The sequence below is a fragment of the Shewanella sp. HL-SH8 genome (assembly GCF_051165765.1).
In the GTDB taxonomy this organism is placed as follows: Bacteria; Pseudomonadota; Gammaproteobacteria; order Enterobacterales; family Shewanellaceae; genus Shewanella; species Shewanella glacialimarina.
Map to the genome: position 1 here is coordinate 3183114 of NZ_CP195039.1, position 13455 is coordinate 3196568.

General features: G+C 40.4%; 11 protein-coding genes. 5 read left to right on the plus strand and 6 right to left on the minus strand.

Annotated elements, in window-relative coordinates; translation table 11 throughout:
* Positions 1–2: 2 nt before the first annotated feature.
* The 5 genes from ACRWQN_RS14030 (at position 3) to fabV (ending at position 4998) form a co-directional block, all read left to right on the plus strand.
* A complete protein-coding gene (locus tag ACRWQN_RS14030; RefSeq protein WP_434938408.1) occupies positions 3–1034 on the plus strand; it encodes an ABC transporter permease subunit in 1032 nt (343 codons plus the stop codon).
* On the plus strand, positions 1021–1911 hold the full coding sequence (locus ACRWQN_RS14035; protein WP_434926622.1) for an ABC transporter permease subunit: 891 nt from the start codon (positions 1021–1023) through the stop codon (positions 1909–1911). Before ACRWQN_RS14030 ends, ACRWQN_RS14035 begins: the two co-directional genes overlap by 14 nt.
* Before the next feature lie 3 nt (positions 1912–1914).
* Entirely contained in the window at positions 1915–2925 is a 1011-nt protein-coding gene (locus ACRWQN_RS14040; RefSeq protein WP_434938410.1) for an oligopeptide/dipeptide ABC transporter ATP-binding protein, read from the plus strand.
* Positions 2906–3691 (plus strand): peptide ABC transporter ATP-binding protein, encoded by a 786-nt coding sequence (locus ACRWQN_RS14045; protein WP_434938412.1) that lies wholly within the window; start codon positions 2906–2908, stop codon positions 3689–3691. The genes ACRWQN_RS14040 and ACRWQN_RS14045 overlap by 20 nt, the downstream gene beginning before the upstream one ends.
* Before the next feature lie 104 nt (positions 3692–3795).
* A complete protein-coding gene (gene fabV, locus ACRWQN_RS14050; RefSeq protein ID WP_434926625.1) occupies positions 3796–4998 on the plus strand; it encodes an enoyl-ACP reductase FabV in 1203 nt (400 codons plus the stop codon).
* A 229-nt stretch (positions 4999–5227) separates the two neighbouring features.
* Here the strand turns inward: fabV and ACRWQN_RS14055 are convergent, their stop codons facing one another.
* The 6 genes from ACRWQN_RS14055 to clpP form a co-directional block, all read right to left on the minus strand.
* The gene (locus tag ACRWQN_RS14055) at positions 5228–6154 is read right to left on the minus strand and encodes an AraC family transcriptional regulator (RefSeq protein WP_434938414.1); all 927 of its coding nucleotides are present in this window, start codon (positions 6152–6154) and stop codon (positions 5228–5230) included.
* 133 nt (positions 6155–6287) lie between these two features.
* A complete protein-coding gene (locus ACRWQN_RS14060; protein WP_434938416.1) occupies positions 6288–8162 on the minus strand; it encodes a SurA N-terminal domain-containing protein in 1875 nt (624 codons plus the stop codon).
* A gap of 210 nt (positions 8163–8372) precedes the next feature.
* Positions 8373–8645 carry an HU family DNA-binding protein gene (locus tag ACRWQN_RS14065; RefSeq protein WP_226414554.1) on the minus strand — a complete coding sequence of 91 codons (273 nt, stop codon included), beginning with the start codon at positions 8643–8645 and terminating at the stop codon, positions 8373–8375.
* 263 nt (positions 8646–8908) lie between these two features.
* Positions 8909–11260 (minus strand): endopeptidase La, encoded by a 2352-nt coding sequence (gene lon / locus ACRWQN_RS14070; RefSeq protein WP_434940666.1) that lies wholly within the window; start codon positions 11258–11260, stop codon positions 8909–8911.
* A 133-nt stretch (positions 11261–11393) separates the two neighbouring features.
* Complete coding sequence (gene clpX / locus ACRWQN_RS14075; protein WP_226414552.1) at positions 11394–12671, minus strand: ATP-dependent protease ATP-binding subunit ClpX; 1278 nt, start codon at positions 12669–12671, stop codon at positions 11394–11396.
* Between the two features lie 132 nt (positions 12672–12803).
* Entirely contained in the window at positions 12804–13415 is a 612-nt protein-coding gene (gene clpP / locus ACRWQN_RS14080) for an ATP-dependent Clp endopeptidase proteolytic subunit ClpP (RefSeq protein WP_226414549.1), read from the minus strand.
* Positions 13416–13455 lie beyond the last annotated feature (40 nt).

Genomic DNA, 13455 nt, shown 5'->3' on the forward strand with positions numbered 1-13455 from the left:
TTATGTGGCAATATTTTTTTAGACGCAGCAGTTTATTTTTAGCCACAACCTTGATTATGATGGCCGTATTATTTTATGCCACTCATCTTTTTCCCGTAGATCAGACCTACGCATTAACCGGTATTCAACAGCCGACCAACCAACAATTCGTTCAAATATACCAAGACTTTAAATTAGACAGTAATGATGTAAGACAATTTATCGCTTATGTGCAACAACGTTTTTCAGGCAATATGGGCATTTCCATAAACTCACAACAGCCTGTTTATGACGAATTAAAAGCAGTGCTACCCGCATCATTTGAATTATCACTATTCTCAGGCGCTATCGCATTATTTTTAGGCGTACCAATTGGAATTATTGCGGCGCTGAGCAAAAATAAACTTGTCCAGGGTAGTATATTAGGACTTACCTTGACCGGTTATTCCACTCCGATATTTTGGCTTGGATTAACCTTATCACTTTGGTTTGGCGTAAATTTAGGCTGGTTGCCTATCTCTGGGCAAATAAATTTACTTTATCAAATTGAGCCGGTCACTGGTTTCATGTTAATTGATACCTTGCTATCCGATTCCGCTTATCGGCTTCAAGCTTTTGTCGATGCCATCATGCACTTGATTTTGCCCGCTATTACACTTGCGGTTTTGCCCTTTACCTTAATAGTGCGCATTACACATCAGGCAATGTTACATGTGATGAATCAAACCTACATTCGTGCTGCTGAAGCTAGGGGCCTACACACATTCAAAATTATTATTCGCCACGCATTACCAAATGCAATGATACCTGTGCTTAAAAGTATCGGGATTATGTTAGGCTCATTTGCGAGCTATGGTATTGTTGTGGAAGTTATTTTTTCATGGCCGGGAGTAGGCAGCTGGTTAGTATCAGGTATTTACCAACGTGACTATACCGTCATTCAAGCAGGTATATTTTCTGTTTCACTGTTAATTATCTTTTTAAGCATACTGATTGAATTTATCCATACAGTGATCAATCCAATGAGCAAAAAGGAACTGTATGCCTCCTATTAAGATTTACAAACAAGACTATATTGCTACCCCTGCTGGTAGGGTATGGAAAGCATTTTCTAAAAATCCATTTGCACTTATTGGATTGTGGGGGGTTTGTTTTTTATTATTACTCACTATTTTAGCCCCCTTTATCGCCCCTTATTCTGTTAATGAGCAGAATCAACAAATTTTATTACTGCCCCCTTCTTGGGATCCATTAGGGCACGTGGAATACTTTTTAGGCACTGACGATCTCGGTCGAGACATATTCAGCCGTATTTTACACGGTGTTCAGCTAACGTTTGGCATGTCACTTATTATTGTAAGCTGCGCACTATTCTTTGGATTTTTAATCGGTTCGATTTCCGGCATGATGCGAGGGCTAAAGTCTAGTATTTTAGGGCATTTACTCGATGCTCTTTTATCTATTCCATCATTATTAATGGCCATATTAGTGGTCGCGGTTATAGGGCCAGGACTTTATAACGTATTCTGGGCGGTTGGAATCGCTATGGTGCCGCAGTTTATTCGCACAATCCACCAGGCTGTTCATGAAGAATTACAAAAAGAATATGTCACTGCCGCTAGGCTTGACGGTGCTAATAATCTGCAAATTTTTTGGTATGTTATTATGCCAAATGTATGGGAAGTACTTATTATTCAAATTACTATGGCTATTTCGGCAGCCATTTTAGATATTGCTGCGTTAGGTTTTTTAAACCTTGGCGCCCAGGCACCGAGTCCAGAATGGGGCGCGATGATTGCACAGGGCTTAGATAATTTATTACTGGCGCCCTGGACTGTTACCATTCCTGGTGTAGCTATATTATTCAGCGTACTTGCCGTTAACCTGGTTGGTGACGGTTTACGATCCGCTATTGCACCAATAAGAAACTAATTTATGCCATTACTCGATATTCGAAACCTAACAATAGAACTCGATACCGACCACGGTAGAGTGGCGGTATTAGAAAAAGTCAGCCTCACCATGAACCCTGGAGAAATTCATGGCTTGGTGGGAGAGTCAGGTTCAGGACGAAGTATATTAGCTAAAGCCATTTTGGGAATTTTAGGCACTAACTGGTATGTTATGGCTGACAGAATGATGTTTGATGGCAAAGACTTACTCGAATTAACCGCCAAAGAGCGCCGCTGCTTAATGGGCAGCGATATGGCAATGATCTTTCAAGACCCATCGGGCAGTCTTGATCCGGTAAAAACCGCCGGTAGCCAATTAATTGAAGCTATGGTACCTAACAAAAATGTTCCTTTTTGGCGTAGAGCCAAAGATACCTACCTAAATGCGCAAAAATGGTTACATAAGGTGGGCATCAAAAGCCCTAAATCCTTGATGAAGTGCTATCCATGGGAATTATCAGAAGGTGAATGCCAGAAAGTCATGATAGCTATGGCGGTTGCGAATCACCCCAAGTTATTAATTGCGGATGAACCGACAAACTCGATGGAACAAAATACTCAGGCACAGATATTTAGGTTATTATCACAATTAAATCAGCTGCAAAATGTGTCGATTTTATTAGTTAGCCATGAACTTGAAACATTAGTCCAATATTGCGATCATTTAACCGTATTATACGGTGGTCAAATGATGGAGTCTGGCCCCACAGATGAGATAGTTGCGAGTCCGTTTCATCCGTATACCCGTGCACTTTTAAAGAACTTACCTGATTACACAGGTAAAATGCGACATAAATCTGATTTACCAACACTGCAAGGATCATCTCCTTCAATTCAAAATCTCCCTGCAGGTTGCAGATTAGGGCCTCGATGCCCTGAAGCTAAACGACAATGTGTCAAACAGCCTAAAATAGAGCACGTTAAAGATCGTGCATTTGCCTGCCACTTTCCATACAAAAATGAGCAAGAAGCCGATGACAACACCTTTGCTTAAAGTGACCAACCTGAGTAAGCAATACTTAACGGGTTACAAAGGGTTTGTACCACAATATTATGATGCTCTATTACCAGTATCCTTTGAACTTGGGCGAGGCGAAACATTGGCAATTGTCGGTGAAGTGGGCTCAGGAAAATCAACCCTTGCGCGTATTTTAGTGGGTGCAGAACAAAGAAGTAGTGGTGATATTTTTTTTGAAGGTGAAGCCCTAGAGTCACGTAATGTAAAACAACGTTGCCGCTTAATCAGAATGATTTTCCAAGACCCAAACACCTCGTTAAATCCAAGATTAACCATTGGTGAATTACTCAATGAACCACTTAAGTTTAGTACCAGCCTTACCGTTGAAGAGCAGCGGGTGCAAGTAATTGATACTTTGCGTAAGGTTGGTTTATTGCCTGAGCACGTTAATTTTTATCCCCATATGGTATCAGAAGGTCAAAAACAGCGTGTTGCCGTTGCGCGAGCATTAATGCTAAATCCCAAAATTATTATTGCCGATGAAGCATTAACCGCGCTTGATTTATCTGTTCGGTCACAAATCATTAACTTATTGTTAAAATTACAAAAAGAACTCGGTTTATCTTATATATTCGTATCGCATAACTTAAATATTATCCGCCATATCAGCGATAAAATTATGGTGCTTCACAATGGCTGTATGGTAGAAAAAGCAAATACCGCAGACTTATTCACTTCGCCTCAGCATGAATACACCCAAAGGCTCATTCAAGAGCAAACTCATTCCATGCAAAAGCGTTAAACTGCTCCAACCACTGGCCTAAATGGCAACTTTACACAAAAATAAGTGCCATTTCATCGACGATCTAATTATCCTAGTGCCAACGACAAAGGAAGAACTGACTTATGATTATTAAACCAAAAATTCGTGGCTTTATATGTACCACAACCCATCCTGTTGGTTGTGAAGCTAACGTAAAAGAACAAATCGATTTAACTAAAGCAAAAGGTAAAATCACTAATGGTCCTAAAAAGGTATTAGTGGTCGGTTCATCTAGTGGCTATGGCTTATCTTCACGTATCGCTTCAGCATTTGGTAGTGACGCAGCTACAATCGGTGTATTTTTCGAAAAACCAAGCTCAGAAACTAAACCCGGTACAGCAGGTTGGTATAATTCTGCCGCGTTTGATAAGTTTGCTAAAGCCGAAGGTTTATATTCAAAAAGCATTAACTGTGATGCATTTAGCCATGAAGCAAAGCAAAAGGTTATTGAGCTTATCAAACAAGACTTAGGTCAAATTGATATGGTGGTATATTCACTTGCCTCACCTGTGCGTAAACTGCCCGATACCGGTGAAGTTATTCGTTCATCATTAAAGCCAATAGGTGAAACCTACAGTGCAACCGCTGTGGATACTAATAAAGACACGATTATTGAAACCTCCGTTGAACCCGCTACTGAGCAAGAGATTGCAGATACAGTTACCGTTATGGGCGGCGAAGATTGGGAATTGTGGATTGAAGCACTTTCACAAGCAGGTGTACTTGCTGACGGTTGTAAAACAGTCGCCTACAGCTACATTGGTACAGAAATCACTTGGCCTATCTACTGGCATGGCGCCCTTGGCAAAGCTAAAATGGATTTAGATCGTGCTGCTCATTCATTAAATAACAAACTAGCCACTAAAGGCGGCTCAGCCAATGTTGCTGTATTAAAGAGTGTTGTGACTCAAGCCAGCTCGGCGATCCCTGTTATGCCATTGTATATCGCTATGGTATTCAAGAAAATGCGTGAAGAAGGTCTTCACGAAGGCTGTATGGATCAAATTTACCGTATGTTCAGTGAGCGTTTATTCCGCGCTGATGGTCAAGCTCCTGCAGTGGACGACACTAATCGTTTACGTTTAGATGACTGGGAATTACGTGAAGAAATTCAAAAACATTGTCGTGATTTATGGCCACTCGTTACCACAGAAAACCTATCTGAACTTGCGGACTACCGCGAATATAAAGAAGAGTTTTTGAAGCTATTTGGCTTTGGTATTGACGGTATTGATTACGAAGCAGACGTAAACCCGAATGTAGAGTTTGATGTTGTAAGTTTATAAACAATATATTCAGTTATTAAAAAACCAGCCTACTTGGCTGGTTTTTCTTTTTAAGCGATCTAAGACTTAATAAAAGTGGGCTAAGTACACACTCACTCAAAGAGCTCTTCCCTCTTTCTAGATAAGCCTCTGAAGCACCTTGTCCTCACTTTAACAACGCTAACGCATTAATCACTGGCACATTAAATCAACCGGGTATTAAATCACTCACATATTGAACCATAGTGATCTAACTTACCGCTAAATATACTTTCACATGCACATCGTCAATAGTGTCAGTAAGATCAAAACGCTCAAAGGTTAGTGGATGCTCTGTAAGGGTAAAATCATTTTTAGCTAGCCATATGCTGTACAGATAGCTAATTTTACTTTGTAGCGCTATTTCAGAGCCTTTATGCTCGAAAGTAGCGTATGTTCCGCTTGGTATCGCGCTCGCTTTAAAATATTCTGTATCAGCCATTACAACCTTTAGATCACTCAATTTGGCTGTAGGTACACTCACACCAATATCAATCGCGTAATTCATACTCATATTTTGTGGCAAACTATAAACAAAATTAAATGTTCGGTTATCTAAGAGTGTTAATTGATGCGCTTTTCTAAAGGCGATTAACGCCTGAATAGTTTGCGGTAAATAAACTTTAGGTCCGCGATGTTTAATCAGCACTAAATCAAGTTTATCTAGCTGTATGATTTCAATATTTACATCAGTATCAGTTAAGGTGTTATGCCCCTGCGATAATGTTTTTAATGGCTGTTGTTTTATAAAGAAATTAGCCCAATCGGGTGCTTGCCTAAAAGCTTGTGGAGTTTGACCAATGCTTGCCGTAAAAGCTTGAGTAAACTCAACAGTAGATGAATACCCAGCTGCTGTTGCAACCTCAAGGATACTGACACTCTTCTCAAACCCTAAGGTTTGAGCCGCTGCAATATTTCTCAATAACGCGATATAGTCAACAACTTGAGTGTGATACAAACTATAAAAAATAAACTCAAAGTGGTTTAAGGGTACTCCCGCCTCAGCAGCCAATCGCTCAAGGGACAGGTTTTCATTTAAGTGGTTATCAATAAGTTGTAAAACACCTTCAAATTGCTGCTCAAGATCCACAGTAAAGCCTCTTAAAATCATATTTAATCGAGATAAGCCTGAGAACATAGCTCATTAAAGTCATTATATAAACAGATGCTGTAAAAGCGAGATAAGTCATCGATAAGATGATAAAGCAAATAAAAAAGCCAAGGTTTAATTAACCTTGGCTTTTATAGCATCGCGATAGTATAGCTAAAAACTATTCAGCTACAGGATATTCTATCTGTGCTTTAGACTTTAACGAATCTATCACAGCACGGTAATCCGCTTGGCCATATTGACGTGATAAACCGTCTTTAATCGACTGTAATAAGCTAGCTTCAATATTTTCAGCAGCATTAACTTTATCAAGTACAACAACAGCATAACCTGCACCTAGTGCAACAGTATCAATTGACACAGCTTCGGCTTCAGGCGCTGGCATTTTGAATGCTTTATTAGCTATCGCAGCGTCAACGTCTTGATTAAAGCGATCTAATTTAGCCACAGTGACTAATTCTGCTCCACTAATAGCAAAATCACCCGTTTTAAGCTGAGTCATATAAGTAGCCGCTTTTTCACGCGCTGCTTCATTGGCTTTATCATACTTAAGACGTTGTACTATTTGCGCTTCAACTTTGTCAAAACTCATTGTACCGGCATCTTGATGCTGCTTAACACGGATAACAACAACATGATTAGGGTCTAGTTCAATCACTTCGCTGTTCATGCCACTGCTCAGTACTTGATCTGAAAATGCCGCTTTGACTAAATCAGGCTTGTTTAAATTAGCCGGAGGATTATCTCGCGTAAATAAAGCTGTTGTCTGAACTTCTTTATTCACTGCGTTAGCAGTATCAATTAATGTGTCAGGGATTTCGTAGCTAGTATCTGCAAGCTTAGTTTGTAAGCCATAGAATATACTTAATGCTTTTGTCTCTTTAATTTGAGCAATAATTTTAGCTTTAACATCATCAAACGCAGCAATTGCGCCGGGCTGAACATCAACTAGTTTGATAATGTGGAAGCCAAATTCACCTTTAACAACCGCTGATACTTGACCTTTTTCAAGACTGAATAATACTTCATCAAATGCGGCATCCATAACGCCTTGCTCAAACCAATCGATTTGACCACCTTGCTCGGCACTGAATTTATCATCTGATTCAGTTTTCGCTAATTCAGCAAAGTCTTCACCTGCTGCAATACGTGCTGCAATCGCATCTAACTTTGCTTCATCAGCTGCATCATCACCACTCGCTGCATAAATATGACTCGCTAAACGCTTTTCAGGTGTTTGATATTGTGATTGATTGTCTTGATAATATTCAGTCGCTTCAGCATCATCAACAACAATATCGCTGACCATATCTTTCACATTTAATTCAACATACTCAAGGCTGACAAGCTCGGGGCTCATAAACTGCATTAAGTTAGCATCATAAAACGCTTTAGTTTCTTCAGCAGTAACATCAGCTGATGCTAAAAAAGGTGTTGAATCAACAGAGATATAACGAATGTCACGGGTTTGACTTTGTACTTCAGCAAGCTGTTTTGCTTCACCATCAAGTACAAACTCACTACCGACTAACGCCTTTAATAACTGACTACGCGTCATATCAACACGCATCATATTGCGAAATGTGACTGGCTGATAGTTCAATTGACGCAATACTGCTTGATAACGATCGTTATCAAACTGGCCGTCGGTTTGAAATGCGGGTTCAGTGTAAATAGCTTGTTTTATTTGCTCATCAGAAACACGTAAACCAAGGTCAACAGCGGCTTGATCGACAAGTGTGTTTGCGACTAAACGATCTAACACACCTTTCTTGATGCCTTGCATATAGCTGTCATCTGCAGATAAAGCATCAAACATTTCGCCATATTGTTGTTTTAAACTAGCACGCTCGTTTTGGAAAGCTTGTTCTAATTCAGTTTCAGGAATTTCAATTCCATTAACAATAGCAGCAGGTACACCAGTACTAGAGCCTAAATAGCTACTAACACCAGCAAAAGCAAATGAAAATATCACAAGCACTAGAATCGTTTTAGCAACAATTCCCTGTGATCCTTCGCGGATTTTTTCTAACATCTGAATTCTCGCTTGTTGCGATTAAAATAAAAAGGCGCATCTCTTGTGATGCGCCTTGTTTACATGGAGTTATCAGACGCTACCAAGGGTACAACCCAATACTCCGAATATCAGTGAACTTAACAACTGACATTCCATTTCGTAAAAAGCACCGCCAAAGCAGTGCTTAACTCACGAATGCCTAACAAAAGGCGACGTAATTAACTCTTTTTAGTTAACAGCGTCTTTTAGTGATTTGCCAGCTTTGAACGCAGGAATGTTCGCAGCAGCAATTTTAATTTCTTTACCCGTTTGCGGGTTACGTCCAGTACGCTCAGCACGTTGACGTACTTCAAAAGTACCAAAACCAACTAGAGAAATTTTCTGACCGTCTTGTAAACCTTCAGTCACTGCAGCAATAAATGAGTCTAACGCACGACCAGCAGCAGCTTTAGAAATATCAGCACCAGAAGCAATTTTCTCGATTAGTTCAGATTTGTTCATGTCATCCCCTTGAATGTTATTGTCGCGCCGCAACCAAATCCATGTTTAGAGCGGTCTGCGGAGGCTTTTTGTTAAAAACTCAACACTATGTCAAATTTTATAGAAAACCAAAAAAATAAAAAATTGGATACAGCTCAAAGTCAGATGCGCCAAGGGCTTGGTGTGTCTGACTCTCCACAAACCTAGGCTACCACAGCTCAGCGTTTTGTTAAGCCCCTTTTTTCACTTTTTTCATGCTCTAGAGCAATTTTTTCACTAAAGAGCTACTTTTTAACCACTTCGAAGCCTTCCACCGGACGCTCAAGCGCTAATTTAAGCACTTCATCAACCCAACGTACTGGATGTATTTGTAAATCAGCAATCACATTTTGTGGAATTTCTTCTAAATCACGCTCATTTTCTTTAGGAATAAGCACGTGTTTAATACCACCTCGGTGTGCTGCAAGCAATTTCTCTTTCAAGCCACCAATAGGTAACACTTCACCACGAAGCGTTATCTCACCAGTCATTGCCACATCACTGCGTACAGGGTTACCCGTTAAGCTAGAAACCAACGCGGTACACATAGCAGCACCTGCAGATGGTCCATCTTTCGGTGTAGCCCCTTCAGGTACATGCACGTGGATATCACGCTTCTCGTAAAAGTCTGCATTAATGCCTAACTGTTCAGCGCGGGCACGCACAACTGTCATTGCGGCTTTAATAGACTCTTGCATTACATCACCGAGTGAACCTGTGTAGGTAAGCTTGCCTTTACCTGCAACCGAGGTTGCCTCAATAGTTAACAGGTCACCGCCAACTTGAGTCCAAGCTAATCCGGTTACTTGGCCAATCTGGTTAGCAGACTCAGCTTTACCGTAATCAAAACGCTGAACACCTAAAAATGATTTCAAGTTATCTTGATTCACTTTAACCGTTTTGACGTTCTTATCTAATAAAATTTGCTTAACGACTTTTCGGCAGATTTTAGATAATTCACGCTCTAATGAACGCACACCTGCTTCACGGGTGTAATAACGAATAATGCCTAAAATTGCACTGTCTTCGATATTAATTTCTTTCGCTTTAAGTCCATTACGCTCAATTTGTTTAGTCAACAAATGTTGCTTGGCAATATTGAGTTTTTCATCTTCGGTATAACCCGATAAACGGATCACTTCCATACGGTCTAATAAAGGACCGGGAATATCCATTGAGTTTGAGGTTGCCACGAACATCACATCAGATAAGTCATAGTCGACTTCTAAATAATGATCGTTAAAGGTCGCATTTTGTTCTGGGTCTAATACTTCAAGTAATGCCGACGATGGATCGCCGCGCATATCTGAACTCATCTTATCAATTTCATCCAGTAGGAATAATGGATTTTTAACACCCACTTTAGCCATTTTCTGAATAATCTTGCCAGGCATAGAGCCAATATAGGTACGGCGATGACCACGAATTTCCGCTTCATCACGCACGCCACCTAATGCAACACGTACATATTCACGCCCAGTTGCTTTAGCAATTGATTGCCCCAGTGAGGTTTTACCCACACCCGGTGGCCCAACTAGGCATAGAATAGGACCTTTTAGCTGTTTGACTCTGCTTTGAACCGCTAAGTACTCTAAAATGCGTTCTTTTACTTTTTCTAAACCGTGATGGTCAGTATCTAACACATCTTGTGCTTTGGCTAAATCACGTTTTATTTTCGAACGTTTTTTCCATGGCACTGAAGTCATCCAATCAACGTAGCTGCGGACAACAGTCGCTTCAGCAGACATTGGAGACATCATTTTTAATTTGTTTAATTCAGCGTTCGCTTTATCTTTGGCATCTTTTGGCATGCCAGATTCTTCAATCTTTTTACCTAAGAGCTCAAATTCATCATGGCTTTCGTCAATATCACCTAGCTCTTTTTGAATGGCTTTCATTTGCTCATTCAAATAGTACTCACGCTGACTTTTTTCCATCTGTTTTTTAACACGAGTACGGATGCGTTTTTCAACTTGTAACAAGTCAATTTCAGCTTCCATCATCGCCATTAAATATTCTAAACGCTCGCCAACATTGATCATCTCGAGCACAGACTGTTTGTCTTCAAGCTTGAGTGGCATGTGCGCCGCCATAGTGTCGGCTAAACGTGCAGCCTCATCGATACCAGTTAGTGAGGTTAATACTTCAGGCGGGATCTTTTTATTCAGCTTGATATAGCCTTCAAATTGACCTATCGCGCTACGAACCAGCACTTCTTCTTCTTTCTCCGCTAACGACTCAGATTCTAAATACTCAGCAGTTGCAACAAAAAAAGTATCTTCCTGAGTATAACGGGTAATTTTAGCCCGTTGGCCACCTTCAACCAATACTTTTACGGTTCCATCAGGCAGTTTTAATAACTGTAATATTGATGCAACAGTACCTATGTCAAATATGTCATCTTTTGATGGCTCATCGAGATCTGCATCTCGTTGGGCCACTAATAGAATTTGCTTGTCTTGTTCCATTGCCGACTCTAAGCAACGGATAGATTTTTCCCGTCCGACGAATAGCGGAATAACCATATGGGGATATACCACAACATCACGTAGTGGTAATACGGGGAGTTCGATATGCGCTTCACGCTCTTGGGTCATGGCTCGATTCCGTTTCATGAAAAGACTTATTACAGAGTATATTGGGGTGATGCACTCAGTTTCAATGGTCAATACGAAAAAAGGAGCCCAATGGACTCCTTATTTTTCAACTTATTACCTAGCTGTATATTTATTACTCGCCAGAGGCCGTTTTCGATTCACTATTTTCATAAATCAAAATAGGTGCAGACTCACCTTTAACGACTGACTCATCAACCACAGCTTTAACCACACCTTCTTGAGAAGGAATATCGTACATGGTATCAAGTAAGATACTTTCAACAATTGAACGTAAACCACGTGCGCCAGTTTTACGATTCATTGCTTTGTTAGCAATAGCTTTTAAGGCATCTTCGCGGAACTCAAGTTCTACATTTTCCATTTCAAACAATGCGGCATATTGCTTAGTTAACGCATTCTTAGGTTTGGACAGAATTTGAATTAAGGCATCTTCATCAAGTTCAGTCAAAGTGGCTACAACAGGTAAACGACCAATAAATTCAGGAATTAAACCAAATTTAACTAAATCGCCTGGCTCAACTTGACCTAAAACTTCAGAAATAGTCGCTTTATCTGCTTCGCCTTTAACTTCAGCCCCAAAACCAATGCCGGTTCCTGTGTTTATACGTTGTTCAATGACTTTTTCTAAGCCCGCAAACGCTCCGCCACAGATAAATAAGATTTTAGAGGTATCAACCTGTAAAAACTCCTGCTGAGGGTGCTTACGTCCACCTTGAGGAGGAACTGCAGCAACGGTACCTTCAATCAGTTTAAGCAAAGCTTGTTGTACACCTTCACCTGACACATCTCGGGTAATCGATGGATTGTCAGACTTACGGCTGATTTTATCAATTTCATCAATATACACGATACCGCGTTGTGCTTTTTCAACATCGTAATCGCATTTTTGCAATAACTTTTGAATGATGTTTTCAACGTCTTCACCTACATAACCCGCTTCGGTTAAAGTAGTTGCATCAGCCATCGTAAATGGCACATTGAGTGAACGCGCTAAGGTTTCAGCCAGTAATGTTTTACCACTACCGGTTGGACCTATCAGTAAAATATTACTTTTACCTAACTCGAGGCCACCTTTTGGAGACGCATTTTTAAGGCGCTTGTAATGATTATATACCGCCACGGCTAATACTTTTTTAGCTTTATCCTGGCCGATAACATAATCATCCAAATGATTACGTAACTCATGGGGCGTAGGCAACTTGTCATCATCACGTTTAGGTGAAATCTCTTTGATTTCTTCACGGATAATGTCATTACATAATTCCACACACTCATCGCATACATATACCGATGGGCCAGCAATCAGTTTTCTGACTTCATGTTGGCTTTTTCCGCAAAAAGAGCAGTACAGCAATTTTGTGCTGTCACCGTTATTTTTGTTATCGCCCATTATTATACCTCTGGTTGCAGCCTAGACCTGACGTCTGAGCTCTGCTTGTCGATATACTCTCAAGCCGTATATCTGAGTTATTCTCACAATTAAAGTAAGAATAACCCAGTCACAGCAAAAAATCAGCTTGTATTAGCTTCGAGTGGTAATTACTGAGTCAACTAAGCCATATTCTGCCGCTTTAGTGGCACTCATAAAGTTGTCACGGTCGGTATCACGCTCAATAACTTCAATCGGTTGACCCGTATGTTCAGCAAGAATTTCATTTAACTTATTCTTAATGCCTAACATCTCTTTAGCATGAATAGCGATATCAGATGCCTGACCTTGGAATCCGCCTAATGGTTGGTGGATCATCACGCGTGCATTCGGTAGGCAATGACGTTTACCTTTTGCGCCAGCGGCAAGCAAGAATGCACCCATGCTACAAGCTTGTCCCATACATACTGTGCTCACATTTGGCTTAATGAACTGCATGGTGTCATAAATAGCCATACCCGCAGTAACAGAGCCGCCAGGTGAGTTAATATACAAAAATATATCTTTGTCTGGGCTTTCTGACTCTAGGAACAATAATTGAGCCACAATTAGATTAGCCATGTGCTCTTCAACTTGTCCTACTAAAAAGATCACACGCTCTTTTAATAAACGAGAGAAGATGTCGTATGAACGTTCACCTTTAGCCGTTTGTTCAACAACCATAGGTACAAGAGCATTAAGTACAGATTCTGGCGCTTTAAACATTATTCATTTCCCTAAAATAAAAAATGGCTCGTATGAGAAC